The organism is Pandoraea commovens, assembly GCF_024704525.1.
Taxonomy (GTDB): domain Bacteria; phylum Pseudomonadota; class Gammaproteobacteria; order Burkholderiales; family Burkholderiaceae; genus Pandoraea; species Pandoraea commovens.
This window is the reverse complement of the sequence record NZ_CP102780.1, coordinates 3,113,401-3,139,926: the sequence shown is the minus strand read 5'-3', so window position 1 is coordinate 3,139,926 and position 26,526 is coordinate 3,113,401. Positions and strand designations below refer to the sequence as shown.

General features: G+C 63.9%; 23 protein-coding genes. 5 read left to right on the top strand and 18 right to left on the bottom strand.

The window, feature by feature from the left end; all coding sequences use genetic code 11:
* Positions 1-20 precede the first annotated feature (20 nt).
* From hutI to NTU39_RS14355, 11 genes are all read right to left on the bottom strand, one after another.
* Positions 21-1,238: an imidazolonepropionase gene (gene hutI, locus NTU39_RS14405; protein ID WP_150662742.1), complete on the bottom strand. Its 1,218-nt coding sequence runs from the start codon at positions 1,236-1,238 to the stop codon at positions 21-23.
* Positions 1,239-1,245: 7 nt separating this feature from the next.
* Positions 1,246-2,625 carry an L-histidine transporter HutT gene (hutT, locus tag NTU39_RS14400; RefSeq protein ID WP_150662741.1) on the bottom strand — a complete coding sequence of 460 codons (1,380 nt, stop codon included), beginning with the start codon at positions 2,623-2,625 and terminating at the stop codon, positions 1,246-1,248.
* 198 nt (positions 2,626-2,823) lie between these two features.
* A complete protein-coding gene (gene hutH, locus NTU39_RS14395) occupies positions 2,824-4,380 on the bottom strand; it encodes a histidine ammonia-lyase (protein WP_373275310.1) in 1,557 nt (518 codons plus the stop codon).
* 25 nt (positions 4,381-4,405) lie between these two features.
* Entirely contained in the window at positions 4,406-6,085 is a 1,680-nt protein-coding gene (hutU, locus tag NTU39_RS14390) for a urocanate hydratase (protein WP_150736941.1), read from the bottom strand.
* A 128-nt stretch (positions 6,086-6,213) separates the two neighbouring features.
* The gene (gene hutC / locus NTU39_RS14385) at positions 6,214-6,969 is read right to left on the bottom strand and encodes a histidine utilization transcriptional repressor HutC (RefSeq protein WP_039403138.1); all 756 of its coding nucleotides are present in this window, start codon (positions 6,967-6,969) and stop codon (positions 6,214-6,216) included.
* A 323-nt stretch (positions 6,970-7,292) separates the two neighbouring features.
* Positions 7,293-8,501, bottom strand: a complete 1,209-nt coding sequence (locus NTU39_RS14380; RefSeq protein ID WP_373275309.1) for a porin — start codon at positions 8,499-8,501, stop codon at positions 7,293-7,295.
* Positions 8,502-8,594: 93 nt separating this feature from the next.
* Positions 8,595-9,170: a TIGR00725 family protein gene (locus tag NTU39_RS14375; RefSeq protein WP_224791636.1), complete on the bottom strand. Its 576-nt coding sequence runs from the start codon at positions 9,168-9,170 to the stop codon at positions 8,595-8,597.
* Positions 9,148-10,044, bottom strand: coding sequence for an ABC transporter permease (locus tag NTU39_RS14370; protein WP_257957910.1), 897 nt, complete (start codon positions 10,042-10,044; stop codon positions 9,148-9,150). The genes NTU39_RS14375 and NTU39_RS14370 overlap by 23 nt, the downstream gene beginning before the upstream one ends.
* An 11-nt stretch (positions 10,045-10,055) precedes the next feature.
* Positions 10,056-11,171, bottom strand: a complete 1,116-nt coding sequence (locus NTU39_RS14365) for an extracellular solute-binding protein (RefSeq protein ID WP_150662736.1) — start codon at positions 11,169-11,171, stop codon at positions 10,056-10,058.
* 70 nt (positions 11,172-11,241) lie between these two features.
* Complete coding sequence (locus NTU39_RS14360; protein ID WP_257957909.1) at positions 11,242-12,279, bottom strand: ABC transporter ATP-binding protein; 1,038 nt, start codon at positions 12,277-12,279, stop codon at positions 11,242-11,244.
* Positions 12,276-13,175 carry an ABC transporter permease gene (locus NTU39_RS14355; protein ID WP_257957908.1) on the bottom strand — a complete coding sequence of 300 codons (900 nt, stop codon included), beginning with the start codon at positions 13,173-13,175 and terminating at the stop codon, positions 12,276-12,278. The genes NTU39_RS14360 and NTU39_RS14355 overlap by 4 nt, the downstream gene beginning before the upstream one ends.
* A 261-nt stretch (positions 13,176-13,436) precedes the next feature.
* Between NTU39_RS14355 and NTU39_RS14350 the strand changes: the two genes are divergently transcribed.
* Together NTU39_RS14350 and NTU39_RS14345 are read left to right on the top strand one after the other, a co-directional pair.
* Positions 13,437-14,333, top strand: a complete 897-nt coding sequence (locus NTU39_RS14350) for a LysR substrate-binding domain-containing protein (RefSeq protein WP_257957907.1) — start codon at positions 13,437-13,439, stop codon at positions 14,331-14,333.
* A 413-nt stretch (positions 14,334-14,746) separates the two neighbouring features.
* Entirely contained in the window at positions 14,747-15,364 is a 618-nt protein-coding gene (locus NTU39_RS14345; RefSeq protein ID WP_257957906.1) for a hypothetical protein, read from the top strand.
* A gap of 62 nt (positions 15,365-15,426) precedes the next feature.
* Here the strand turns inward: NTU39_RS14345 and NTU39_RS14340 are convergent, their stop codons facing one another.
* The 4 genes from NTU39_RS14340 to NTU39_RS14325 all read right to left on the bottom strand — a co-directional run bounded on the left by NTU39_RS14340 (position 15,427) and on the right by NTU39_RS14325 (position 19,549).
* The gene (locus NTU39_RS14340; RefSeq protein ID WP_246184392.1) at positions 15,427-16,440 is read right to left on the bottom strand and encodes an ABC transporter substrate-binding protein; all 1,014 of its coding nucleotides are present in this window, start codon (positions 16,438-16,440) and stop codon (positions 15,427-15,429) included.
* A 55-nt stretch (positions 16,441-16,495) separates the two neighbouring features.
* Complete coding sequence (locus tag NTU39_RS14335) at positions 16,496-17,584, bottom strand: LLM class flavin-dependent oxidoreductase (protein ID WP_217426123.1); 1,089 nt, start codon at positions 17,582-17,584, stop codon at positions 16,496-16,498.
* Positions 17,585-17,714: 130 nt separating this feature from the next.
* Complete coding sequence (locus tag NTU39_RS14330) at positions 17,715-18,872, bottom strand: DSD1 family PLP-dependent enzyme (protein ID WP_150662731.1); 1,158 nt, start codon at positions 18,870-18,872, stop codon at positions 17,715-17,717.
* A gap of 11 nt (positions 18,873-18,883) precedes the next feature.
* Positions 18,884-19,549 (bottom strand): HAD family hydrolase, encoded by a 666-nt coding sequence (locus NTU39_RS14325; protein ID WP_257957905.1) that lies wholly within the window; start codon positions 19,547-19,549, stop codon positions 18,884-18,886.
* 107 nt (positions 19,550-19,656) lie between these two features.
* Between NTU39_RS14325 and NTU39_RS14320 the strand changes: the two genes are divergently transcribed.
* Positions 19,657-20,640, top strand: a complete 984-nt coding sequence (locus NTU39_RS14320; RefSeq protein ID WP_257957904.1) for a LysR substrate-binding domain-containing protein — start codon at positions 19,657-19,659, stop codon at positions 20,638-20,640.
* A 5-nt stretch (positions 20,641-20,645) separates the two neighbouring features.
* On the opposite strand, the gene NTU39_RS14315 is transcribed toward NTU39_RS14320, so the two are convergent.
* Together NTU39_RS14315 and NTU39_RS14310 are read right to left on the bottom strand one after the other, a co-directional pair.
* Positions 20,646-21,911: an MFS transporter gene (locus NTU39_RS14315; protein ID WP_257957903.1), complete on the bottom strand. Its 1,266-nt coding sequence runs from the start codon at positions 21,909-21,911 to the stop codon at positions 20,646-20,648.
* A 98-nt stretch (positions 21,912-22,009) separates the two neighbouring features.
* Positions 22,010-22,984, bottom strand: a complete 975-nt coding sequence (locus NTU39_RS14310; RefSeq protein WP_150662727.1) for a LysR family transcriptional regulator — start codon at positions 22,982-22,984, stop codon at positions 22,010-22,012.
* 147 nt (positions 22,985-23,131) lie between these two features.
* Between NTU39_RS14310 and NTU39_RS14305 the strand changes: the two genes are divergently transcribed.
* Together NTU39_RS14305 and NTU39_RS14300 are read left to right on the top strand one after the other, a co-directional pair.
* On the top strand, positions 23,132-23,866 hold the full coding sequence (locus NTU39_RS14305; RefSeq protein WP_257957902.1) for an SDR family NAD(P)-dependent oxidoreductase: 735 nt from the start codon (positions 23,132-23,134) through the stop codon (positions 23,864-23,866).
* 66 nt (positions 23,867-23,932) lie between these two features.
* Positions 23,933-24,148 carry a tautomerase family protein gene (locus NTU39_RS14300; protein ID WP_150662725.1) on the top strand — a complete coding sequence of 72 codons (216 nt, stop codon included), beginning with the start codon at positions 23,933-23,935 and terminating at the stop codon, positions 24,146-24,148.
* Positions 24,149-24,218: 70 nt separating this feature from the next.
* On the opposite strand, the gene NTU39_RS14295 is transcribed toward NTU39_RS14300, so the two are convergent.
* Complete coding sequence (locus NTU39_RS14295) at positions 24,219-26,438, bottom strand: TonB-dependent receptor (protein WP_257957901.1); 2,220 nt, start codon at positions 26,436-26,438, stop codon at positions 24,219-24,221.
* Positions 26,439-26,526 lie beyond the last annotated feature (88 nt).

Below are 26,526 nucleotides of genomic sequence, written 5' to 3'. Positions count from 1 at the left end.
TGTCTCCAGTTCGCGGATGCTCAGCGCGTCGAAAGATCGCGCCACTCACCGTTGCGCACTGCGCGCGAGGGCAGTTCCCCGCCCAGCCAGTACGACAGCTCCGCCGGACGCTCGATTTCCCAAGCCACAAAGTCCGCCGTTTTACCGGCTTCGATCGTGCCGTGCGTGTCGAGCATGCCGAGCGCTTTGGCTGCGTTGCGCGTCACGCCAGCCAGGGCTTCTTCCGGCGTCAGCCCGAAAAGCGTGCAGGCCATGTTCAGCATGAGACGCAGGGACAGCGCAGGCGATGTGCCCGGATTCAGATCCGAGGCCACCGCAATGTCCACGCCGTGACGCCGCAGCAGGTCCACTGGCGGACGACGCGTCTCCTGCAACATATGGAACGCGCCGGGCAACAGCACAGCTACAGTGCCCGCGCGGCCCATCGCAGCAGCGTCTTCCGGCGTCATGTACTCAAGATGGTCTGCCGACAATGCGCCCAGCTCGGCGGCCATGCTCGATCCGCCGAGCGGGGACAACTGCTCCGCGTGCAGCTTTACCGGCAGCTTCAGCTTTTGAGCGCGAAGCAGCACACGCATGACCTGCGCCGGTGAGAACGCAATCGTTTCGCAGAAGGCGTCGACCGCGTCGACCAGACGTTCTTCCGCGAGCGTCGGCAGAATTTCCGAGCAGACGTAATTCACATACTCGTCTGCCTTGCCTGCAAACTCCGACGGCACCGTGTGAGCGGCCAGACAGGTCGTCTTCACCGTGACCGGCAGCGTCTCACCGAGACGACGTGCCACGCGCAGCATCTTGCGTTCGCTATTCAGATCCAGCCCGTAGCCGGACTTGATCTCGACGGTGGTCACGCCGTCGCGCATCAGCGCGAGCAAACGCTTGCGGGCGGATTCGTAGAGGGCGTCCTCCGTGGCGTCGCGGGTGTGACGCACCGTGTGCTTGATGCCGCCCCCGGCCGCCGAAATCTCCGCATAACTCACGCCTTGCAACCGCTGCTCGAACTCGAGACTGCGGTTGCCACCGAACACCAGATGCGTATGGCAATCGATCAGACCGGGCGTGACCCACGCGCCCTGAAGATCGATGCACTCATCCGCGCCAGAAGCCGAGCGCTCGCCACGCGGGCCAACCCATTCGATTTGCTTGCCGCGCGTGACGATCACGGCGTCTTCGATAGTGTTGTAGCGGCCGTCGCGCATTGTCGCGACATGGCAGTGCTTCCAGTAGGTACGTTTCATGTGAGGCTTATTCCAGACTCATTTGGTTGCGCAGTTGCGCTTCCTTGGGTTTGACACCGAATTGATACGCCACCGACATCAGCGCGATCCAGCCTGCACCGACGTAGAGCGCGACGCGCGTGTCTTCCATATACCCGAGCACACCGATCACGAAGAGCATGAAGGCGATAGCCAGCGCCGGACCCACCGGCCACAGGGGCACCTTGAACTTCAGGGCGGCCACTTCCTCTGCCGAGAGACGACGGCGCATCGCCACCTGCGAGAGCAGGATCATCAGCCACACCCACACCGTCGCAAACGTGGCGATGGACGCAATGATCAGGAACACGCCTTCCGGAATCAGGTAGTTCAGCACCACACCGCCGAGCAGCGCGAACGTCATCACCAGCACCGTGACCCAGGGCACGCCATGACGCGACGTCGCCGAGAAGGCGGCCGGGGCCTGACCATGCTCGGCCATGCCGAACATCATGCGTCCCGCGCCGAAGATGTTGCTGTTGATGGCCGAGATCGCCGCCGATATCACGATCACGTTGAGAATCGCTGCGGCCGACTTGATGCCCAGTCCCGAGAAGATTTGCACGAACGGGCTACCCTGGCTGCCGATGCCGGTCCACGGGAAGATCGTCATGAGCACGCACATCGTGAGCACGTAGAACAGCAAAATACGGGCCGGTACAGCATTGATCGCACGCGGAATCACCTTCTCCGGATTCTTTGCTTCGCCGCCCGTAATGCCGATGATCTCGATACCACCGTAAGCGAACATCACCACCGCCAGCGAGGCCACCAGCCCACCCCAGCCATTCGGCAGGAAACCGCCGTGCGACCACAGATTGCTCACCGCCGGCGCATGTTCGCTGTGCAGTTGTACACCGGCAAAGAGAATGACACCCCCGCCCACAATCATCGCGACGATGGCGAGAATCTTCACCAGCGCCAGCCAGAACTCCATCTCGCCGTAGACCTTGACGTTGCAGAGGTTCAGCCCGCAGATCAGCATCACGATGCCGAGCACCCAGATCCACTGGGGGACGTCCGGGAACCAGAAACCCATGTAAATCCCGAAGGCGGTTACGTCCGCAAGACAGACGATCACCATCTCCAGAATGTAAGTCCAACCGGTGAGGAAACCGGCCAGCGGGCCGAGGTTGTCGCGAGCGTAGCGGCCGAACGAGCCGGACACCGGCTGACGAACGACCATTTCGCCCAGGGCGCGCATCACCATATAGACGGCGGCACCGCCCACGATGTACGCGAGAATGACCGCCGGGCCTGCGAGTTGGATGGCCGACGCCGAGCCGTAGAACAGACCGGTGCCAATGGCTGAGCCGAGCGCCAGAAAGCGGATGTGCCGCGCGCTCAGATTGCGTTGCAGGTTTTTCAAGCTGTCTCCTGAATGCCTAATGAGCCGGCCCGCGTGTGCGGGCGGCAGGTGAACTCGGGTTGTGCGTGGACCGGTCCGACGGACGAACCCGTGGACCGGCGAACGAGGGGGCAACCCGGTACGCCACAATGCCGGTGCGCGAATCACTGTTCGTTTCGCCCCGGCAAGGGGCCAATTCAAACGCGAATCAACGGTGAATCAGACGCTCGGCAACGTACCGGCGGGCACAAGTGCGCTCAGTTGTCGTTGCGCAATCAGTTCGCTGGCGCCCTCGATGTCCGGTGCGAAGTAGCGATCCTTATCGTAGAACGGAACCGACTGGCGCAGCAGTGCGCGTGCCTTTTCAAGGGCCGGCGTGGTCTTCACACCTTCACGGAAGTCCAGTCCCTGCACGGCGCTCAGCCATTCGATCGCAATGATGCCCTTGACGTTATCGGCCATCTCCCAAAGCCGCTTACCGGCATTCGGGGCCATCGAGACGTGGTCTTCCTGGTTGGCCGAGGTCGGGAGACTATCAACGCTGGCCGGATGTGCCAAGGCTTTGTTGTCGGACGCGAGCGCGGCAGCCGTTACTTGCGCGATCATGAAGCCGGAGTTCACGCCGCCGTTGGCTACCAGGAACGCGGGCAATTGCGACATGTGCTTGTCCATCATCAGCGAGATGCGACGCTCGCTCAGCGCACCGATTTCGGCCAGTGCCAGCGCGAGATTGTCGGCGGCCATTGCCACCGGCTCGGCGTGGAAGTTGCCGCCGGAGATTACATCGCCCTGTTCCCAGAAGACGAGCGGGTTGTCCGACACCGCGTTCGCTTCGACGGCAAGGACGTCCGCTGCCTGACGGATCTGCGTCAGACACGCGCCCATCACTTGCGGCTGGCAGCGCAGCGAGTACGGATCCTGCACCTTCTCGCAATTGGCGTGCGACTGGCCGACTTCGCTCGTCTCACCCAGCAGGTGACGGAACACCGCCGCCGCGTCGATCTGGCCGCGCTGACCGCGTGCCGAGTGAATACGGGCGTCGAACGGTGCGCGCGAGCCGAGCATCGCTTCGACCGTCATCGCGCCGCACACACTGGCGGCTGCGTACATGTCTTCCGCTTCGAACAAGCCGCGCAGCGCATAGGCTGTCGAGACTTGCGTGCCGTTGAGCAGCGCGAGGCCTTCCTTCGCGGCGAGCGTCAGCGGTTCCAGACCCGCGATGGCGAGCGCTTCACGGGCGTTCATCCACTGACCGCGATAGCGCGCCTCGCCTTCGCCGAGTAACAGAAGCGACATGTGGGCGAGCGGGGCGAGGTCGCCCGACGCGCCGACCGAGCCCTTGAGCGGGATGCGCGGATAGACTTCGGCGTTCACCAGCGTGACGAGCGCGTCGATCACCTTGCGGCGAATGCCTGAGAAGCCGCGCGCCAGACTGTTGATCTTCAGGACCATGATGAGACGCACGAGGGCGTCGTCGAGCGGTGCGCCGACGCCAGCGGCGTGCGAGAGCACGAGCGAGCGTTGCAGGTTCTCGAGGTCGTCGTGTGCGATGCGCGTGGAGGCGAGCAGGCCGAAGCCGGTGTTGATGCCGTAGGCGGTGCGGCCTTCGGCCACGATGGCTTCCACACAGGCCACGCTCTTGTCGATGGCGGCGTACGCCTTCTCATCGAGCGTAACGGTGGTCGGGGTCTGATAGACGTCGCGCAGTTGCGCCAGCGTGAGGGTGCCGGGCGTCACGAACAGTTGTGCCATGGACGGATTTCCTTGATTCGACATATCGGGGGGTGTCTTGTCTTGATGTTTACTTTGCGGTGTTCAGCATCGGCAGATTGAGGCCGTGTTCGCGGGCGCAATCGATGGCGATGTCGTACCCGGCGTCGGCGTGACGCATGACGCCAGTCGCCGGATCGTTATTCAGCACGCGGGCGATGCGTGCGGCGGCGGCATCGGTGCCGTCGCACACGATCACCACGCCGGAGTGTTGCGAGAAGCCCATGCCGACGCCGCCGCCGTGGTGCAGCGAGACCCACGTCGCGCCGCTGGCCGTGTTGAGCAGCGCGTTGAGCAGCGGCCAGTCGGACACGGCGTCCGAACCGTCGCGCATGGCTTCCGTTTCACGATTGGGGCTGGCGACCGAACCGGAATCCAGATGGTCGCGGCCGATCACGACCGGTGCCGAGAGTTCTCCCGAGCGTACCATTTCGTTGAACGCCAGTCCGAGCTTGGCACGCAAGCCGAGCCCAACCCAGCAGATACGCGCCGGCAGGCCCTGGAAGGCGATGCGCTCGCGCGCCATGTCGAGCCAGCGGTGCAGATGGGCGTCGTCGGGGATCAGTTCTTTGACCTTGGCATCCGTCTTGTAGATGTCCTGCGGATCGCCCGAGAGCGCAGCCCAGCGGAATGGGCCGACACCACGGCAGAACAGCGGACGGATGTACGCCGGTACGAATCCGGGGAAATCGAACGCGTTCTGCACGCCTTCTTCCTTGGCCATCTGGCGGATGTTGTTGCCGTAGTCGAACGTCGGCACGCCCATGGCCTTGAAGTCCAGCATAGCCTTCACATGGACGGCCATCGATTGCTTGGCGGCCTTCACGACTTCGGCGGGCTTCGAGCGGGCGCGTTCGCGGTATTCGTCCCACGTCCAGCCGATCGGCAGATAGCCGTTGAGCGGATCGTGGGCGCTGGTCTGGTCGGTGACCATGTCCGGGCGCACGCCGCGACGCACCAGTTCCGGCAGAATTTCGGCCGCGTTGCCACACAGGGCGATGGAGACGGCCTGACCTTCAGCCGTGTATTTGGCGATGCGGGCGAGGGCGTCGTCGAGATCCTTGGCTTGCTCGTCCACATAGCGCGTGCGCAGGCGGAAGTCGATGCTCGTCTGCTGGCACTCGATGTTCAGCGAGCAAGCCCCGGCCAGCGTGGCGGCCAGCGGTTGTGCGCCGCCCATGCCGCCCAGACCGGCGGTCAGTACCCAGCGGCCCTTGAGGTTGCCGCCGTAATGCTGCCGGCCCGCTTCCACGAACGTCTCATAGGTGCCTTGCACGATGCCCTGGCTGCCGATGTAGATCCACGAGCCGGCGGTCATCTGGCCGTACATGGCCAGCCCCTTGGCGTCGAGTTCGTTGAAGTGCTCCCAGGTGGCCCAGTGCGGCACCAGATTCGAGTTGGCGATGAGCACGCGCGGCGCGTCGGCATGCGTCTTGAACACGCCGACCGGCTTGCCCGACTGGACGAGCAGCGTTTCGTCGTCGCCCAGCGTCTTGAGGGTCTCGACGATCTTGTCGAAGCATTCCCAGTTGCGTGCGGCGCGGCCGATGCCGCCATAGACCACGAGCGCGTTCGGATTCTCGGCGACGTCCGGATCGAGGTTGTTCATCAGCATGCGCAGCGGCGCTTCGGTCAGCCAGCTTTTGGCATTGAGCTGCGTGCCGCGCGGGGCGCGGATCGTGACGTCGCGATATCGGGTGAATTGGCTCACGGTAAGTCCTCTAGTTCTGAGCAGATGATGGCTTGTACAGTATTGTATATACAACCAATCGGGAACTAGGGTTTTCACGAACGCCGAACCTGGGTAGGGCGTTCGTCGGGCCTTACTTGTTGACGAGATTACTCGGCGTCGCCGAAACGCCCTTCGAGACGATGGCGCGAACCCGGATGCAGCAAACGGGCGACAGAGACGACACGCTTGCCCGACCATGTTCTCCGGCGAATCAGCAGGCAGGGTTCGGTGCGCTGGATTTGCAGCATGTGCGCTTCGTCCGGCGTCGCTGTGACGGCTTCGACAACATGCTCGCCCGACGTCAGTGGCGAGGTGCGCTGCAGGTAGGCGTTGGGCGTGAGCTTGGTGAAGTCTTGTTCGAGATAGTTGGGGGCGAGCGCGGGATTGACGAAGCGGTCTTCGATCTGTACCGGAATGTTGTCCTGATAGTGGACGATGACCGAATGGAACAGCTTCTCGCGTTCCTGCAAGCCCATCGCCAATGCGCGCTCAGGCCCGGCCAGTTCCTCGCGCAGCAGTTTCACTTCGGCGCGATGGCGGTGGCCGTGCTCGGAGATTTCGTCGGCAATGTTGTTGACGGCGAGCAGCGGCGAGTGCGACTTCGGTTCGGCGACGAACGTACCTACACCCTGCATGCGCACGAGTCGGCCTTCGGCAGTCAGCTCACGCAACGCGCGATTGACCGTCATGCGACTCACACCGGACTGTTCGACCAGTTCGTTTTCCGATGGCACGCGGTGGTGCGGCGGCCAGGCGCCCGTGTCGATCTGACGGCAGATGAACTGCTTGAGCTGCAAGTAGCGTGGCGCAGGCCCTTGTTCGTTGAGCGTTTCGGCAGTGGGCTGAGCAGTTTGGCGTGGCACCTTGTTGGCCTCTCCGGTCACGAGTGTGCGTGTGGGGAAAGCCTGAAGGATAAGCCAATCGCCTGCCGGAGACGAGAAAAAAAGCGGCACGCCTGCGCACGGCACGGCTTGAGGCAAGGCCGTGCGAGGGGGGTGCGAAAGCGTGCCCAAGGGTGAGCCGGTCCGTCATGCAACGCCACACCATGTCCACAACGTTGCTTGTCGATCCGGTTCTCGCGAAGTCCCCGAGGTGAGACCAGAGCCCCCCGCCGTGGGGCGGCGGGGGACCGTCCAACGTGACCCTACTTCTACTACGGTGCTACCACTACGATCCGCTCAGACGCTTAGAACGTCTGACGGACACCCACGCGCACGAACGTCTGCGTCGCCGTGGCGGAGGAGATGCCGTTGCCCACGTCGCCGACCGAAGCCGTCGCCGAGACAACGTTGCCGAACGTGTCGAGCGTGTTGCCCGACGCCTTCTGATAGCCGACCAGACCGTACAGCGACGTGCGCTTCGACAGCGCGTAGTACGAGGCGAAGTTCACCGTGTGGTACTTCGGACCGCCCGAACCCTTCACGTCGCTGCCTTGCGTGTAGTTGTACGCCGCGGCCAGACGCAGGGCCGGCGTGAACTGATAAGCGATGCTCGTGCCGATCGTGTTGAACGTGAAGGAGCTGGCGAACGTCGACAGCGCGCCCGGCGTGTACTGCACATTGCCGTACTGGATACCGACCTGCGTGGCGCCGAACGTGTAGCTACCGGCGGCCGAGATGATGCGCTGGCTGGCAGCCGAGGCGAAGCCTTCGTTGATCGACGAAGCGAACGTGCCGTCATACGAACCGGACCACGTGCTCGACGACGTGCCGTAGGCGTTCGTTGCCTGCAGGTAGCCCACGGCCACGGCGAACGGGCCGGTGGCGTACGAACCGCCGAAGCCCCACGTGTTCTGGTTCTTCACGCTGCCGGGTTGACCGCCGAAGCCATAGATCGCGCCGAACTGGAAGCCGGCGTAGTTCGGGCTGGCCCACTTCACCGAGTTGTTCACGCGCGACTGGTTGTCCTGGTTGTCGATATCGCCCGGGTGTGCACCCATGCCGGTCACGAACGTACCGGCGCTGATCGGGCCGACGTAGTCGACGATCGGATCGTACTGACGGCCGAACGTGAGCTTGCCGAGCGTGGCGCTTTGCAGACCCATCCACGATTGACGACCGAACTGACGGCCACCCTGACCCGACGTACCGTTACCGATGTTGAAGCCGTTTTCCAACTGGAAGATGGCCGCGTTGCCGCCACCCAGATCTTCCGAACCCTTCAGGCCCCAACGGTCGCCCGACCAGGTGCCGCTCGCGAAGCCCCAGACCGAACCGTTCGTGTAGTTGATCGGTGCGCCGACGCCGCCCTTGGAGTTGGCCGTGCGCTGACCGCTGGCATAGCCCACGCCGGCATCGACGATGCCGTACAAGGTCACGCTGCTCTGAGCGTAGACGGGAGCCATGATGCCGGCCATACCGCCAAGGCCGAGTGCAGCGAGAAGAATACGTTTCATAATATTAGTGGTCCTAAATTTATATTGCAGGAACATCACGAAAACGCACCGGCAGTTCCCCGGTGTGGGTCGGTTTTTATCGAACTGCCGGTGTTACTTTCCGGGGTGGTCACCTCCGGGAAGTCCGGTGACGCTCAGCCAGGTGGCCACGGCCACGACCAATGCGTCGATATCGTCGAAGCTCTCCGTGCCCGGTACTGCCGGGGCGTCGAGGACGGTAAAGACCGGTTTGCGCCACTGAAGGCCGAGCGCGATTTCCGAAAGCGTGCCCAGCCCGCCGCCCACGGCGACGAGGCAGATCGAGGCACGCGCGATCAGGGCGTTGCGCGTGATGCCGAGGCCGGTGGGCAGCGCCACGCTCAGGTACGGATTGGCGTCGTTCGCATGCTCCTCGGGCAGCAGGCCGATCACGATGCCGCCAGCGGCCGATGCCCCGGCGGAAGCTGCTTCCATCACGCCACCCTTGCCACCGCATACCAGCGCGACACCGGCCGCCGCCAGCGCTTCGCCGATGCATTGCGCGGCGTAGAGTTGTGCGGGCGAGGCTTCGCGCGGGCCGATGAGACCGACGGGCGTCACATGACGCGAGGGACCTGCCTGACGGGCCGCGAGTTGATCGAGGGCGTGGCGGGCCGCAGCCGACCACTCATTGAGGATGACGCCGTACAAGACTCTCTCCGAGAGCGAGCACACCGCTGCATACCGCCATCAACACGAGCGACAGCGCGGCAGCCTGAGGGAAATCCGTTTGCCCGTCCGACATCTTCAGGAACATGAGCAACGGCAGGATGTTGATCTGAGTACCGGCGAGCGCCAGCGCCGTGCCGTACGTCCCGAGCGCAATCGCCGTGACGAGACACCACGCGGCGGCCAGCGTGGGCCACAGTTCGCGCAGGGCGACGTCGACGATCGCGCGCAACGGCGTTGCACCCAGCGTGAGCGCAGCTTCGATGGGGCGGCGATCTAGGTTGGCGATGGCCGGATAGACCATCAGCGCCACGCGCGGGATCAGGTAATACGCATAGGCGGCGACGAGTCCGGGTGCGGTGTAGATCAGCGCACCGAGGTGCACCGGATCTGCGCCGAGCGAGGCGAGGGTCATCGTCACGAAGCCGGAGCGGCCGAACGCCAGAATGAAGCCATACGCAATCACCAGCCCCGAGAAGGCGAGCGGCACGCCCATAGCCGCCAGCCAGATTCGACGACGGCGCGGCGTCTGACGCGCAAGCGTCACTGCGATCAGCGCGCCGACGATCAGCGAGACGGTACCCGCGCCGACGGCCAGCGCCAGCGAGTTGACGAAGGCATCGCGCACCAGCGGATCGAGGGCAATGGCGGAAAACGCTCCACCATGTCCTTCGAACGCCGCCACGACCAGCGACGCGAGCGGCAGGCCGAAGCCGAGTGTCAGTACCACGGCGGCGGGCAGGCCACCGAAGCGGCGCACCCAGCCACGCGGCGTGTCTTTCACACGCTGCGGTCCTGGCGACACGTGGGGATCCGGTGGCTCGACGATGCCGGTCGATGCGCGCGCTGACGTCATGGTCTGCGAACTCACTTGGCGAGCGCGGCGGCCGACCACAGACGATCGACTTCGGCCTTTTGCGCAGCGGCGCGAGCGACGTCGAGCGGATGCACCTGCGGGGCGTCCGGCATGCGGGCGCGCATCTCGGCAGTGAACGGCGTGCCGGGCACGGCCGGTCGCACATAGCCCTGCGCGAACAGCGACTGACCGACCGGGCTCATGATGAGGTTCAGCCACAACTTGGCTGCTTCCGGATTGGGGCCGTTCTTCACGAGGCTGATCGCGTAGGGTGCCGAGACGCTGGCTTCCTTCGGAATCACGACCTGTGCGGCGTCGCCCATCCCGTCGGTGTACTTGGCCTTCAGGCCATCGTTCTCGTAACCGATGAGAATCGGGATCTCGCCCTTGACGAACTTGGCATACGGCGTGGTGCCTTCGACGCGCATCACGTTGCCTGCATCACGCAACTTGCCGAAGAACTCGGCACCCGGCTTCGGATTGTCGACGTTGCCGCCGAAGGCGTAAGCCGCTGCAAACACGGCGACCTGACCCTGACCGGTCGAGCGCGGATCGAGGTACACCACCGAGTTCTTGTACTCGGGCTTGAGCAGGTCGGCCCACGACTGCGGCACGTGCTTAACCAGCTTGGTGTTCACGAGGAACGCGATATTGAGCGAGTGGATGGTGAACCAGCGACCGTCGTTGTCGCGGAAGACCTTCGGCAGCGTGTCGAAGTTGATCGGCTTGAACGGCGCGACCACATCCTTCTGGACGGCGTCGAGCGCTGAGCCTGCGAAGTAGTAAGCCGTGTCGGCTTGCGGACGGCGACGGGACTTGTCCAATGCGGTGACGGTCGCGGCGGAGCCGATGTCGTTGTACGTGATCTCGACCTTCGGATAGCGCTTGCGGAATTCGGCGAACAGCGCCTTCCAGTTGGCCCACTCCGGGCCGGTGTCGAACGACACGACCAGACCTTCTTCGGCCGCCTTGGCATACAGTTCAGTCTCGCCCGGATACAGCGGCGCGGTAGCGCTGGTTTGAGCGGACGCGGAACCCGCGGCACCCGACAGCAGTGCAAATGCAGTCGCGAGCGTCGCCAGTGCGGGCAGGGCGCGCGGGCGCAGGTAAGAGGCGGGGTGGATCATCGACATAGCTCCGTCTTGGACATGAATCGGGAAATGTTGGGCAGCTCGCGCGGTCATGAGGGCAGGCATCTCAGGCCCCCGCCGGCGGCAATACGCGCAGATGCGCGGGGTCAAGCGCGATGGCGAACGACGCGGGCGTGCGACTCTCGCCGAGCAGTGGGGTCGTTGCGCCTTCGGGCAGGAAATCGAATCGGCAGGTCGCGCCGAAGAAGCGCACCGCGCCCGGATGACCGCCGAGACGGTTGATGGTGCTCACAGGCGGGTCAGACTGGATGTGTTCGGGGCGCACCAGCAGCGAGACGGCCGTCCCCGGCCGCCATGCGCCGGTCTCGACGTGCAGCTCGGCGAAGCCGGTATCGACCATGCCGGGACGCGTCACCCGCGCAGGCAACACCGTCGACAACCCGGTAAAGCTCGCCACCGTTGCGCAGGCAGGGGCGTCGTACAGGCGTTGCGGCGTATCGATTTGCAGCAGGCGGCCGTTATCGATGACGGCAACGCGGTCGGCCATGCTCAGCGCCTCGTCGCGGTCGTGCGTGACGATCAAAGTGGTTGCGCCGCTGGCCTGTTGCAGCGCGCGAATTTCGTCGCGCAATTGTTGACGGATGCCTGCGTCGAGCGCGGCGAGCGGTTCGTCGAGCAGCAACACGCGCGGCGAGATGGCCAGGGCGCGAGCAAGTGCCACGCGCTGTTGCTGACCACCGGAAAGGGACGTTGGGCGACGCGTTGCGAATTCGGCCAGCCCGACACGTGTGAGCATGTCGAAGGCCGCACGCTGACGCTCGGCCGCCTTGACGCCTTGCATCCGAAGTCCATAGGCGACGTTATCGACGACGCTCAGATGCGGGAACAGCGCGTACTGCTGGAACACCATGCCGACGTGACGACGCCAGACCGGCACGCCGCCGACGTCTTCACCGCCGATGGCAATGCGTCCGCGATAACCGTCGAGCAGACCTGCGACGAGGCGCAGTACGGTGGACTTGCCCGAGCCGCTGCGGCCCATCACGGCAAGCAATTCGCCCTGACGCGCTTGCAAGCTGACGTCGTCGAGGCCATTGGCCGCGCCTGCGTAGCGGAAGCTGACGTTTTCGAGAGTGAGGCTCATGAACTGACCTTCTGGCGGGACGCAGCAACGATCGACATGCCGGTCGCGGCAAGCGCGAGCACGAGCAGCACGACGGTGGCCGCGCAGGCGAAGCCGGTCGCACCGTAGAACGCCTGAAGCAACACCACCGGATAGTTGCGATAGCGGAAACCCGCGATGAGATTGGAAATCTGGAATTCGCCGATTGAGAGCGCTGCGACCATCACAAGCCCGGCCACCAGACTGTGCGTGAGATTCGGCACGGCAATCGTCAGGAACTGACGCAGCGGCGATGCGCCCAGCGTGGCCGCGCAATCCTCAAGTTTGGCAATGTCGAGATGCCGCAGATCGGCAAGCAACGTCTGCGTGAGATAGGGCAGCGTGAGTACGGCGTGCGCCAGCACGAGCAGCCAGAGCGAGCCGAGCCACGGCAGTGTGTCGCCGCTGAAGACGGCGATGTAGCCGAAGCCGAGCGTGAGGGCGGGCACCGCCACCGGCAGCAGCGTCACCAGCCGTGCAATCGCGCCGCGGCCGCTGCGCGAGCGGTGATGAAGCGAGTACGCCAGCGGCAGACCGATCAGTGCGGTCAGCGCACAGCAGCTCAGCGCGACGATGAGGCTCGTCGAGAACGCACGGCGAAACGACGGGTCGCCCGCCAGATCGGTGAACCAATGCCCCGTCACCCCCGTCGGCAATACGGTATTGGTCCACGTCTGGCCGAAAGCGCCGATCAGCAGTAACAGCACGGGCAGGCAGAGATAGATCAGAAACAGCGCGGCCACGGCGCGCACGGTCCAGATCAGCAGCCCCGTCTTCGCACTTGGCGCGGCATGCCCCACGGCACCTGCGTCGGCAGGGGCTGGGTTGTGCCGGGGTGGCACAGTTTGGGCAAGGCGGTCGGCGTGAACGTCGGACATCGGGGAAACCTGAACGGCATACGGTGACAAATTCGCATCGGTCGGCCGGATGTCTTGCAATCCCTTACTGCAAAAGGGCAGGCGGGGAGACAGCCGGATCGACGTTGGGCGAGAGTTTCACGGTCTGAAATGTCATCGTCATGAAGAAAACACACGATTCGGGCATCGTGCTGTGCGAAAACGGAACAGTTGGTGCGTCGTCGGAATCGACGGCGAACCGCTGTTTCTGACCGGAATCCAACGCCAGCCTGACATTCCCCGATGCGCCACTGCTATCCGAACATCGCAGAACTGCTCGCCTTCACCAGCGCCGCGAGACACTTGAATTTTTCTCGTGCCGCTCGTGAGCTGGGCCTGACGCCGAGTGCCGTGAGTCGGCAGATCGGGGCGCTTGAGACGCTGGTCGGCACTGCGTTGTTCGTGCGCGAAGGACGTCATCTGGTGCTGACCGAGGCGGGGCGTCGTTATCACGACCGCGTGGCGGAGCCGCTTCGCGAGATCGGCAATGCGTCGCTGGAACTGATGACGTCGCGCGGCGAAAGCGATCTGCTGACGATTGCCAGCGTGCCGACGTTCACCACCAAATGGTTGATCCCCCGTTTGCCCGACTTCCTGGCGAGCACGCCTGGCGTTACGCTAAGTTTCAGCCGTCATCTGGCGCATGGCGATGCTTTCCCTTTCACGCTGGACGCGGCCGTGCGCTATGGCGATGGCTCGTGGGAGGGTGTCGTGAGCGAGTATCTGGATGGACGGCGGTTCGTGCCGGTCTGTGCGCCTTCGTTCGTTGCGCGTTATCCGCTGGCGAGCGCAACGGATGTGGCTCGCGCACCGAGGCTCGTGCACAATCAGGCGGAAGAAGTGTGGGGAACATGGGCAACGTGCTTCGACGTCGCGCCCCATGCGCAGCGCCCGGGGCCTCGCTTCGAGCAGTACTCGGTGCTGCTACAGGCGGCGGAGGCGGGCATGGGTGTGGGACTGGTGCCGGAGTTTCTGGCGCGCGAGGCGATACAGGCTGGCCGCCTCGTCGTGCCCGTCGATGCTGGCGTGGATGTGCCGCGTCATGGGCATTACCTCTGCTATCCGAAGGAGCGCCTGCAACAACGTTCGGCATTGCGGACCTTCCGCGAATGGATGCTCGCTCAGGCATCGCAGAAGTAAGTTGCCTATCAGGGACGACCACGCGACGGCACCGCCTGTGATGATGGCTGAGTGGTGGGTCTTGCACCGGGCCGCGAGGTGCAGTGTGTGCAGCATCACGCGCACGGCGCGCAGGGAGCTGCGGCACTAAAGCGCAGCTATAGCGATGTACCACTGGCGTGGTTCAGGATCGGGTCTGCGCCAAATCTCGTGCCGAAATCGGTGCACTAGTCGGCCGGACGGTTGAGTCAACGCAGGGGCGTCGTACATCGCTTGCCAGCGAGGATCTTGAGCGGTTGCCTCAAGGTTTTGTTGGGAGAGGACGCCTCCTTCCGCGTCCGGTACGCAAATACCAAAGGCAGAGGGTGGTAACGCAAAGTGGTGTGCGCTATCGGTGCCAGAGTGGAATCTCCACTCACCGATGGAGAACCCTCATGAATCCTCCGACAGTCTCGTCAACGGGCGTCCAGCCGCTCGCATTAGTCTTGTCTGAAACGCAGACTCAAGCGCCGACCGAAGATGGCGTCGCCAGTGGCTTGCTCAAGGTCAGTCAAGTGGACTACTCGTACGAAGCGCCTCACTACGACTACACCCCACCTTACTACTCCTACACCCCGTCGTATCAGCCATCGTCTCAGGCGTCGTCTCAGCCGTCGTACTACCCTTCGAACCATCCCGCATACGCTCCAACGCCCACTGAAAACGCTAACACCTCCTATCAGGGCTATGGCTATTCGGCTCCGCTTGACCCCAACCTTCATCCGAACGACGCTGGTCAGCCGGGCGCCGGACATGCCGCCGGAATGCCGGGCGGCCGCTTGGCGAAGATGTCGCCACGACACGGGAACAATCCGCCGGACGTTCGGCGCTGGTCTGGCGCTGTCGGCAAGGGGGACGGTAGGCCCGTAACTGCGAACCTATCGATCGCGGTTCAAGGGACGGCTGCCGTGGGGTTCCAGATTAGTTCCGACGGCGTGGGCCCTAGCCGCTTCAAGGCGGATGAGCAGGCGTACTGGAAGGCGCTCGGATTCCAGAACACATCGAGAACATGAGTCAGCCCAAGCCGCCTGTCGATGCGGCTTGTGTCCGAGTCCTTGCAATGCCGGACCTCAGATCATCGCGACGCGCTTTGACGCGTCGCCGATCCCTTCGCCTCAAGCACGGTATTGAACGACGTATCGACGATCTTGCTCACATCGAAGCGATTCGGCAGTGCACCGGTTTGCGTCAGGAAATCACTCGTGCCTTGATAGTCGGCCACGGCTTGCTTGTCGACGGCATCGACCGTCATTCCAGCCTGACCGATCCAGTGTCGTGCGACGTCGCGATCCAGCCCGGCTTTCTTCGCCCATTGATCGGCATACACTTCCTTGTGGCTCTCCACCCACGCACGCGCCTTTTGCAGCCGTGCGAGGAAGTCCCCAATCGCCGCGTGCTTTGCGCTGACCGACGGTGCATACGCGGCAACGCTACTCAGTCCCGGCATCAGATTGCGCGCGGTGATGATCGGACGCGCACCGTTGTGCACCACTTGCTGCGAGATATACGGCTCCCAGACGGGAAACGCGTCGATAGCGCCATTCGGCAGCGCGACGGCAGCATCGACCGGCATCAGCTTGACGAACTGGACGTAATCGGTCGGAAGCCCGGCTTTCTCCAGCGCGCGCAGCGTCAGTTGCTGACTCCACGCGCCCGGCCAGTAGGCGACCTTCTTTCCCTTGAGATCCTGAATCGATTTGACGGGCGAATCCTTCGGCACAAGTAATGCAATCGTGTCGGGGTTCTGACGCGAGACGGCGATGAGCTTGACGGGGGCGCCTTTCGCGGCGAGGAACAGGAAGCCCGAATCGCCGAGGAAGCCGAGGTCGAGCGCCCCGGCGTTGAGTCCTTCGGCCACCGGCGCTGCCGACTGGAAGTGTTTCCATTCGACCTGATAGTTCGCCCCTTCGAGCGCACCCGAAGCCTCCATCGATGCCCGCACGTTGTAGTAGTTCTGATCCCCGACACGCAACGTGACGCCTTGCGCGTTCACCACGCCGACGTGCATGACGCCGAACGCAGTGAAAGTGAAAATAGAAAAGGCGGGAAGGGCAAAGCGGGCGCGACGAATCCAGCGCAGCAACATCATGACACCTATGAAAAACGATTGAAAAGAGGACGAGGAAAAGTAATCGCGACGCGAATCACGCCGCCTGAGGCGTGCGCTGTCGGTCGAGTTCCGCGGTATGGCGGCGGATAACGGGAATCAGCGATTCGCCGTAGCGGATCGTGTCTCCGAGCGGGTCGAACCCGCGAATCAGGAATGTATCGACGCCAAGCGCGTAATAGCGCCCCAGCGCTTGCGCCACCTGTTCTGCGGTCCCGACGAGTGCCGTCGAATTCCAGCGCGCGTCCGTCGCTTTTGCTACGCCCATCCACAGACGTTCGTCCACGACGTCACCGCGCTGGGCGGCGGCCAGCAAACGCTGTGAGCCGACGTTCTCCGGGGCTTCGGTACGAAGGCCAAGCCGCGCGCGCGTTGCCTTGACCTGACGCAGCACGTCGTCGGCCCGGGCCCATGCTTGTTCTTCGGTGTCGGCGACGATGGGGCGAAACGAGATCGAGAAGCGCGGCGTGCGGCCGTGGCGTTGGGCTGCGGTGCGCACGCGGTTGATTAGCGACTCGACGGCGTCGAGCGGCTCGCCCCAGAGCATGTACGTATCGGCGTGGCGTGCCGCGACGTCGATGGCGGCGTCGGACGCGCCGCTGAAGTAAATCGGAATGTGCGGCTTCTGCCACGTCTGTACGGCAGGCGATGCTTGCTCGAAGCGATAGTGCTCGCCGTCGAAGTCGACCGGACTGTCAGCCGTCCAGATGCGCTTGAGGGCGTCGAGATATTCGTCGGTGCGGGTGTAGCGCGCATCGTGATCGAGGAAGTCGCCGTCACGACGCAGGTCGGCGTCGTTGCCGCCGGAGACGACGTTCAGCGCCACGCGTCCGCGTGAAAACTGATCGAGCGTGGCGAGTTGACGCGCCGCAAGCGGCGCTGCAATGACCCCGGGACGGTAAGCGAGCAGAATGCCCAGCCGTTGCGTCGCGGCGGCGACATGACTGCTGACGAGACTGCCTTCCGGGCCGTTAGAGAAGTAGCCGATGAGTGCGCGGTCGAAACCGGCGGTCTCATGCGCTTGCGCCATGCGCGTAATGAACGTGGGGTCGACGGCTGCGCCCGTGGGTTGATCGACTTCGGACCCCGGCGCTGCCGTGATCATCCCGATAATTTCTACGCTCATGAGTGCACTCCATACAGGCAAAGTGCGAGCGTAGCGGGCGCACGGCCCGCCGTGAACGAAGGAAATCGGGATACGTTATGCCGCGAGGCGGCATAAGCATCGCCAGCGTGCTTAAGACACGCCCCGACGCTTACCAGCCATGCAGACGCGGCCACGTTGCGACATCGCGATCCGGATCGATGGCGTGGTACTCGGGAAACTGCGCGCCTGTCGCGCACGCGTGATTCGGAAGAATGCGAAGCAGCGTGCCGATGGGGAAGCGCGCCACGATGTCCGGGTCGGCTTCGCCCTCATGCGAGAGAATGCCGTGTTCCTGATTCGCACCGCTCAGCACGTAACCGGGCACGACGCTGCCGTCGATTCGGCACACCTGCCCGTAACCGAAGTCGCGCTTTTGCTTTTGCGTGCCCCGGTCGCGGCTCATGGCCATCCAGCCAGCGTCGACGATGGCCCACCCTTTGTCCGCCTGATGCCCGATCACCGTCGTGAGCACGCTCAGCGCCAACTCGTCAGTCGTGCACACGCCAACGTTATGCATCACCAGATCGAAGAACACATACACCCCTGCGCGGACTTCCGTCACGCCTTCGAGATGTTCGGCGGCGAGCGCGGTGGGCGTCGAGCCGACGCTCACGACCGGACACGGCAGACCGGCATCGCGCAGCCGCGTCGCCGCCAGCACGCAGCCCGCGCGCTCTTGTTCGGCGATGGCGGCGAGCGCTTCGGGTGTGTCGAAGTCGTAGCTCGATCCGGCGTGCGTCATGACCCCGCCTAGCGTCGCGCCGCCGTCGTGCAGCACGTGGGCGACATCGATCAGCGCGTCTTCATCGGGACGGATGCCCGAGCGGTGTCCATCCGTGTCGATCTCGATCCACACGTCGAACGTCTCGCCGTACTCGGCCCCGAAGGCGACGATTGCCTGCGCCGATGCCACGCTGTCCGTGATGATCTTCAGATCGCAACCCCGGCGACGCAACGTCAGCGCGGCTGGCAACTTGCTCGCCACCATGCCCACGGCATAGAGGATGTCGGTTACGCCGTCGTCGAAGAAGCGCGCCGCTTCCTTGAGTGTGGACACCGTGATGCCGGACGCGCCTGCCTCGATCTGCGCATGCGCAACCTCCACGCACTTGCTCGTTTTGACGTGCGGTCGGAATCGCACGCCGAGCGCGTCCATGCGAGACTGCATGCGGCGGATGTTGTGCTGCATGCGCGGCACGTCGATAACTGCGGCGGGCGTTTCCAGCGTTTGCAACGACGCGAGCGGAACGTTGTGGATCGAAGTCATGGCGATGAATCTCAGGCGGTGGCGTGGAAGTGGCGAAGCCAGTCGAGCGCAGGTGCAAGCGTAGGCGCTTCGCTGTCGGGCGCGGGTGCGCCGTCAGGACGGGACAGGCCGACACGGTTATGCCAGAACGTGCGCAAGCCAACGGCCGACGTGCCGAAGAGGTCGTAACCGGAACCGGCGACGAAGGCTGCATCGCCGGCGTCCACGCCGAGATTATCGAGTGCGAGACGGTACGGGCGCGGGTCGGGCTTGTAGAACCCGGCTTCCTCCGACGTCACGACGACATCCCAGTCGATGCCGAGCAACGCGGCTGCCTGATGTCCGAGCGACTTCGAACAGTTCGTGACGACGCCCAGTTTGCAGTGCGGGCGAAGCGCCTGAAGCAACTCGCGCGCGCCATCCCAGGCGGGAAGCGTCAGCCACTCGGCTTCGAGTGCGAGAGGTGCCGATGGCGGCAGGCCGACGTGCGCCGCCGCCTCACGCACCAGTTGTTCGTAGCTCACGTATGCGCCGCAACCGTATGTGCGCCGCAAATACTCGGCGCGCCACGTCCGGCCAGCAGTTTCGCTACCGGCGGCGCGATTCCATACGGTCCACGAGTCGAGCAGCGCGGTCAGAAGATCGAAGAGCACGGCGCGCGGCCAGCCGGTCTCGCGGGCGGGGGATATGTCGGACATGACAGCCTCTTTCGTTGTGATTTTGCGTGAGATGACTGGACGCAGTGTAGGAAGGATAGGGCGTGCCGTGGTTAAATTACGGCACATCAAACATTAAGCCCAGGTGAATGATCCAGATCGAAGACCTGCGTCTGATCGAGGCGCTGTCGCAGTCGGCATCGTTGAGTGCGGCGGCGCGCATGCTCAATGTGACGCCGCCCGCATTGTCCGCCCGTCTGCGCAAACTCGAAGCGTTGCTCGGACTGGCGCTCGCGACACGCACCTCACGTCAGCTCAGCCTGACGGCCGAAGGCGAGCGTCTGGCCCGCGAAGGGTCGGCGCTGCTCGCACAACTGGACGCGCTGCCTGAGTCGTTTCGACGCGAAGACAAACGTCTCACCGGCACGCTGCGCATTTCTGCCCCATTCGGTTACGGACGGCACCACGTGGCCCCGGTGCTCGCGCGCTTCGGACTATTGCATCCGGATCTGAAGCTGCAACTGGAGCTGCGTGAAACCCCGTGGCCGGACAAGCACGACTCGGACGCCGTCATTCATGTGGGCGCCGTGCGCGATTCGTCGTGGATTGCCCGACCGCTTGCGCCGAACGACCGCTGGCTGTGTGCGAGTCCCGCCTATCTGCAACGACACGGCACGCCGACTGAGCCGCACGCGCTACTACAGCATCGCTGCATCTGTATTCGGGAGAACGACGAGGACGCTTCATTGTGGCGGTTCCGACGTCGCACGAAGATATCTGCCAAAGCGGCACCCGCGACGTCTCGGCGTGCCGTGGCACGCGACAGCGTGCGCGTGGTGCCTGCCTATACCACCAACGACGGCAGCGTCGCACGTGAGTGGGCGGAGCAGGGGCTGGGGTTGGTGCTGCGTTCCGAGTGGGACACGCGCGACGCCGTGGCGGCGGGACGTCTCGTGCGCGTGCTCACAGACTGGGACTTCGACAGCGCACCCGTCACGCTGCTGGTGCCGACGCGTCGCGGGCGCACCGCACGTCTGCAAGCACTGATGGCGTTTCTCGAGGAGGCGCTGGCGGCGTCGGCATCTGCCCGCCGTCCTACACGTTCTGAACGTCCTGCACGCACGGGGCGCTGAAGTGCTCAGGCGGGTTGATGGGAGAGCCGGGCGCTGAGGGTGCGCGCCCGGTTGGCCAGCCCACTGCATAGTACGAGCAGGATCGCCGTCATGAAGAACACCGCCGGGAGTCCGAACACCACGGCGATCTGGCCGCCGATGATCGGGCCGATGACCTGCCCGCTGAATTGCGCCGACTGCAGATACCCGAGCAGCTTGCCAGTGCTGCGCTCGTCCACGGCGTGACGCGCCAGCTTGCCGATCGCGGGCAGCAGACCGGCCAGCGTCATCCCCATCAGCACGCGCAGCGCAGCCAGTTGCCACCATTCGGTGACGAACGCCTGTGGAATCATCACCAGCGCGGTCGCGATGAGACACCCGACGATCACGCGCCAACTGCCTACGCGGTCCGCGAGCGCGCCGAGCTTCGCGGCCGTCAACATGCTGCCCAGCGCCGAGCTGGCCATCACCACACCGGCCACGCGCGTGAGGTGCGCACCGTCCACACCCAACTGTCCGATGTAGACGGTAATGATCGGTTCAATGGACATGTTGGCAAGCAGCACCATCATGCCGGTGAACAGAATGGCGGCGATGATGCCCACGCGCGCACGGGGCATGGGCGCGGTCGTACCCGGTGCGGCTTTGCGTTTGCTGTCGCGTATGCGGTCGAAGTCTTCGCGAACGCCGAAGATGGTGAGCAACGCCGTGATCGAGATCATGCCCGCACAGGCGAAGAACGTACCGCGAATGCCGAGCAACGGCGGCAGCAGGCCGCCGATCAGCGGGCCGATCAGGTTCCCCGCAAGTGCGCCGGTCGAGAGTACGCCGAGCGCCCAGCCTGCACGATCGCGCGGCGCTTGCGTGCCGATCATCACCGTGGAGGCCGACGCATAACCGCCGACCAACCCTGTCAACAAACGCAACGCGACGAGTTGATAAACATTGTGCGCAATACCGATGAGCGACGTCACGATCACCATGCCCACAGCGGCGCGAATCAGCATTGGCCGCCGCCCGAAGCGGTCCGCCAGATGTCCCCAGATCGGCGCGGTTACGGCGGTGCCGAGAAACGTCGCACTGAACGCGACGCCGGACCACTGAATGACTGCCGATTCCGGCGCCACGCCGAGTTGCTTGACGTACAGCGGCAGGAACGGCAGCAACATGCTGAGTCCGGCAAGCGTCGTGAACGAGCCGAAGACACAGATGGCGAGGTTGCGTTGCCAGTAGGGATGGTTGCGTTCGGTGTAACTGGCGCTCGGGGGAGTGGATTCGGACGGGGGATTCACAAAAGCCTCTGAATTTCGCGATGCGTGTGCGGCACGGTGCAGACATCGTCTGTCGGCAAGCAGCGCGAAAGCTGCATGCCGACGGTCATGTGCCGAGTCTATTCCGCGCGAGGGCGCTCGGATACGGCTGCGGCGCGTACGTCACTCTTACGCGGCGCGGATGAATGCGCAAGCGTCTCCATCAAATAATCGACGAAAACCCGCGCGCGGGACGGCAGCGTCTTGCTGTGTGGGTACATCAGACTCACCGGGCGAGAACGTCCCGCGTAATCGGCGAGTACCTCGACGAGTTGACCCGACGCGAGATCCGCTTCGACGATGAAGCGGTAGGTCTGGAAAATGCCGCCGCCGTTTCGGGCGAGCGTCACACCGGCAAGCACATCGTCGGCACACCGAAAGTTGCCGTGCGCGTGGTACTCGATGTCGTTGCCTGCATCGCGGAATAGCCACGGGATCGGGCGTCCCGTACTCGGCAGATCGAACTCGATGCATTCGTGGGCGGCGAGATCGTCCGGTGTCTTGGGCGTGCCCGCGCGCTGGAGATAGCCGGGATGCGCGACGACGACCAGTGCCGCGTCTTCGAGATGCCGCGCCACCATGCGCGACTCGGGTTGGGCCCGGAAGCGAACCGCAAAGTCGAAGCGCTCCTCGTGCAGGTCGATGTTCTGGTTGCTGACCTGAATGTCGAGCTTGATGAGCGGGTAGCGCGCCCGGAACGCGGGCAGGACCGGTAGCAGCCGGTAATGTCCGTAGGTCGTAGGCACGCTGATGCGCAACGTGCCCGACGGCTGCGATTGCGCGCCCGAGACTCGTCGTTCGGCCTCCGCCAGCAGGCTCAGCGCAGTCCGGCATTCCTCGAAATACGCGGAGCCGCCCTCCGTCAGACGGATGCTGCGCGTGGAGCGCACGAACAGGCGCACGCCCAGTCGTTGCTCCAGTCGTGCGACGGACCGGCTGACGGCAGCGGGCGTCACGCCCGCCTGATTGGCTGCGGCCGTGAAGCTGCCAGCCTCCGCCGCCAGACAAAACAGCTCGATGCTGCCAAGCAGCACATCGTCGAATTGACGTTGCATATTCGCGATTGATTACATGATGTAAAAAGACAAGTGTAATCGCATGCGTTTTTCGCGTCTTCAATCATGAATAGAGTGTGTTCAACCGGCGGGGCGGACGGATTGGCCGACGCCCCGGCAGGCGAAATGACACCAAGGACACACATCATGAGCAAGTCGGAACGTACGGTCATCATCACGGGTGCCACGAGCGGCATTGGTCTTGGCCTGGCAGAGGCATTCTTGCGCGACGGATACAACGTCGTGGGCACGGGGCGCAGTGCCGCTCGCCTCGAACAGACGGCAGCATTGCTAAACGCCGGTGAGCGTTTTCTCCCGGTCGCGGGCGACGTGGCCGATCCGTCGGCGGCCACCACAGCCTTCGCGAAGGCCATCGAGACGTTCGGTCACGTCGATGTGCTGATCAACAATGCAGGCATCTTCGCGGCGAAGCCGTTCGTCGACTTCACGCCGGAGGAGATCGAAGTGCAGATCGCCACCAATCTGAAGGGCACGCTGTACTTCTCGCAGGCGGCGGCACGCCACATGAGCGAGCGCCGCAACGGACGGATCGTGAACGTGACGGCATCGATCGCCCTTCAGGCGAATTCGGGCGTGCCCGCGTTGCTAGCTGCGGTGCTCAAGGGCGGGATGAATCAGGCGACGAAGGCGCTGGCGCTGGAACTGGCGCCGTTCGGCGTGACCGTCAACGCCGTGGCCCCGGGGGTGGTGAACACACCGATGCATGCGCCCGAGACGCACGACGCGCTGGGCAAAATGCATCCGCTGGGCCGTATCGCAGTGGTCGAGGATGTCGCGCGCGCGGTGCGGTATTTCGTGGAGAGCGATTACGTGACCGGCACGATTGCACCGGTGGACGGCGGTTACGCCGCGGGTCGTTAATTACTGCGATGACCGGTCATTTGCAATGAGTCGGTCGTCTCACCCCAACATTAATAGGAGCCAGTCATGCCGTTCGTCAGCATTCGCATTACCCGTGAGGGCAACACCGTCGAGCAGAAGGCGCAGGTCATTCGCGAAGTCACCGACACACTGCAACGCGTACTGGGCAAGACGCCGCATCTCACGCACATCGTGATCGAGGAAGTCGATACCGATAACTGGGGCTACGCGGGCCAGACAACCACTGAGTTTCGGCGTCAGTCTGCCGAGAACAAGGGCTGACGCCCGCGCGTTTCCGATGGCACGCCGCCGTCATGCGTTGTGACGGCGACGTGCTTTCGTTCGGACGTTGTCAGAACGGCTTCGACATCGCCAGATAGAACGTCCGGCGCGGCCCGAACTGCGGGGCGCCGACACCGATGCCAGTGCCGTCGCGCAGCTCGTAGACACGGTCGAAGACATTCAGCACCGACAGCTTCGCGTCGAAGCGGCCGACGCCAGGCAAGTTGAACTTCTCGCCGACACCGAGGTTGACCTGAAGGTACGCCGGAAGGTGCTCGCTGTTGACGAACCCGCTGCGCAGGCCTGAGCCGAACAGCGCATCGGCCGATAGCAGCGTTCTGCCCCATTGATACGAAACACCGGCCGAGCCCGTCACCTGCTGGTCGTGGTCCAGATGCACCCAGTGATTGGCGATGTAGGCCAGTTCGTCGGCACCGAAGTTGAACTGGCCGGTCTCGATGCCTTGCCCCATCGCGCGCGAAACGGCGACGTTCAGGTACGCGCCGACGTTGCCCTGACGGTAGTTGACGGTGCCTTCCACGCCGTAAATGCGGCCCTTCTCGTAGTTGAACGTCGAATAGATGAGCGCATTGCCGAACTGACCTTCGTCTTGCAGATGGTTCACGCGTCGATAGTAGGCATCCAGCCCGACGGTAATCGCCGACGTCAGTTGATGCGAGACACCCAGATCGAAGTAGTCGGAGCGTTCGGCGCGTACGGCGGTGTTGGCGTCGGAGGGCAGGGCATTGGTCGTGTTGAGGAATTTCGCGACCGACGTCGTATCGATCTTCTCGGTGGCTGGCGGCGTGAAGTAACGCGAATACCCGGCGTGCAGACGCGTGCGGCTCGTCAGGTCGTACGTCAGCCCAAGACGCGGCGACAGTTGCCCCTCATTCGTCACGGTATTCACATGATCGTAGCGAGCGCCATAGTTGACCGTCAGACGATCGGTCGCCTTCCACTCGTCTTGCAGATACAGGCCGTAGGTGGTGCCCCGGTCGTTGGCGTTGTCCACGATGGTCAGCGGCGTGCCGCTCGTCTGCTGACCGTTGTCGTCGGCCGGGAAGACGTTCGACGTGTTGTCGACGCTGAAATGCTCCTGCTGCACGAACAGTCCGAAACGCAGCGTGTGACGGTCGGTGAGCTTGTAGCTGCTGTCGGCCTGCACGCCATAGGCTTCATTGCGGCGCGTGATATTCGATGCCACGCCGTTGTAGACGAGATCGCCGATCGGATCCGGTGTGTAATCGACGCGGCTGGTGCGATGGAACAGGGATATCTGGGTGTCGAGCTTTGGCGAGACGTGGCTCTGCCACGACAGCACCTGGAAGTCGGTCAGCTCGCGTTGGTGCGCGTCCAGGCCCGACGAATCGGGAATCGCCCCGTTGTCCAGCGTGAACTGTGGCGCAACGCCCGGCAGGTTCGGAATCTGGAAGCGGTTATTCGACGTGCCGAACATGAACGACACGCGGTTATCCGGGTTCAGCAGGTACGACATCATGCCGAACGCATTCGTCTGATTCGTATGGTCGTGAATCGCGTTGCGGTCGCCGGTTGGATTCTCGATCCCCATGTCGTTGGCCGAAACACGCGCGCTGAAGTAGTAGCTGAGCGCCCCTTTGGTGCCGTACAACTGGGTGTTGACCTCGCGGTCGGCATGACTGCCGAACACCACGCCCACTTCGCCGCCGAAGGCCTTGGGAGGCTCGCCGGTGTCGGCGGTGCCGTCGGCGAGACCGGGTGAGCCTTTGGTGTGAATGTCGACGATGCCCGCTGTGCGATAGCCGAACTGCGCGGGTAGCGCGCCGGTGATCAGATTGATTTGCGACGCGATGCGCGCGTCGATGGCCTGACCGAATCCGCTGATCGATTCGGGAATGATCACACCGTCGATACGGTATTGCAGGTTTGCGTGATCGCCGCGCACGTGCAATTGGCCGTATGAGTCCTGCACAACGCCGGGCGCTTGCAGGAGCACCTGATTGAGCGGTGTGTTTGCGCCGAGCGGCAGCGTCTGAATATCCGTCTGGTCGAAGTTGTAGACCGAGCTGCCGGTATCGGGCGAGAGTGCGTTACGCGCGGCGTCGAGGCGCTTGGCAGAGACGGTCGTGCCTGAGAGCGCGACGTTGGCGTCGCCCGGACTGCCGGACGTTTGGGCGTGCACGTTGACCGCGAAGGCGGACGCCGCTGCTGCCGCGAGGGCATGACGGGTGAAGCGGGTTAGCTGCGGGAAATACTGGGAATGCTGGAATTGCGTGAGACGAACGAAAGGAATCCATCGGGCAGACATGCCGGACCTCAGTGTGTTTGACGTGTGGACGCCGCGCAGCCGGTGGCAGACGCGCCAGCGTTGGCGCGTCGCGACCTGCGACGGCGAA

Bases quoted from the DNA above. Each gene is read 5' to 3' on its own strand.
- NTU39_RS14345 (WP_257957906.1), top strand. From the start codon at position 14,747: ATGAATCCTCCGACAGTCTCGTCAACGGGCGTCCAGCCGCTCGCATTA.
- NTU39_RS14340 (WP_246184392.1), bottom strand. From the start codon at position 16,440: ATGATGTTGCTGCGCTGGATTCGTCGCGCCCGCTTTGCCCTTCCCGCC.
- NTU39_RS14365 (WP_150662736.1), bottom strand. From the start codon at position 11,171: ATGATCCACCCCGCCTCTTACCTGCGCCCGCGCGCCCTGCCCGCACTG.
- hutI (WP_150662742.1), bottom strand. From the start codon at position 1,238: ATGAAACGTACCTACTGGAAGCACTGCCATGTCGCGACAATGCGCGAC.
- NTU39_RS14355 (WP_257957908.1), bottom strand. From the start codon at position 13,175: ATGTCCGACGTTCACGCCGACCGCCTTGCCCAAACTGTGCCACCCCGG.
- NTU39_RS14360 (WP_257957909.1), bottom strand. From the start codon at position 12,279: ATGAGCCTCACTCTCGAAAACGTCAGCTTCCGCTACGCAGGCGCGGCC.
- NTU39_RS14335 (WP_217426123.1), bottom strand. From the start codon at position 17,584: ATGAGCGTAGAAATTATCGGGATGATCACGGCAGCGCCGGGGTCCGAA.
- NTU39_RS14380 (WP_373275309.1), bottom strand. From the start codon at position 8,501: ATGAAACGTATTCTTCTCGCTGCACTCGGCCTTGGCGGTATGGCCGGC.
- hutH (WP_373275310.1), bottom strand. From the start codon at position 4,380: ATGTCGAATCAAGGAAATCCGTCCATGGCACAACTGTTCGTGACGCCC.
- NTU39_RS14350 (WP_257957907.1), top strand. From the start codon at position 13,437: ATGCGCCACTGCTATCCGAACATCGCAGAACTGCTCGCCTTCACCAGC.
- NTU39_RS14300 (WP_150662725.1), top strand. From the start codon at position 23,933: ATGCCGTTCGTCAGCATTCGCATTACCCGTGAGGGCAACACCGTCGAG.
- NTU39_RS14325 (WP_257957905.1), bottom strand. From the start codon at position 19,549: ATGTCCGACATATCCCCCGCCCGCGAGACCGGCTGGCCGCGCGCCGTG.
- NTU39_RS14330 (WP_150662731.1), bottom strand. From the start codon at position 18,872: ATGACTTCGATCCACAACGTTCCGCTCGCGTCGTTGCAAACGCTGGAA.
- NTU39_RS14320 (WP_257957904.1), top strand. From the start codon at position 19,657: ATGATCCAGATCGAAGACCTGCGTCTGATCGAGGCGCTGTCGCAGTCG.
- NTU39_RS14370 (WP_257957910.1), bottom strand. From the start codon at position 10,044: ATGACGTCAGCGCGCGCATCGACCGGCATCGTCGAGCCACCGGATCCC.
- NTU39_RS14305 (WP_257957902.1), top strand. From the start codon at position 23,132: ATGAGCAAGTCGGAACGTACGGTCATCATCACGGGTGCCACGAGCGGC.
- NTU39_RS14295 (WP_257957901.1), bottom strand. From the start codon at position 26,438: ATGTCTGCCCGATGGATTCCTTTCGTTCGTCTCACGCAATTCCAGCAT.
- NTU39_RS14310 (WP_150662727.1), bottom strand. From the start codon at position 22,984: ATGCAACGTCAATTCGACGATGTGCTGCTTGGCAGCATCGAGCTGTTT.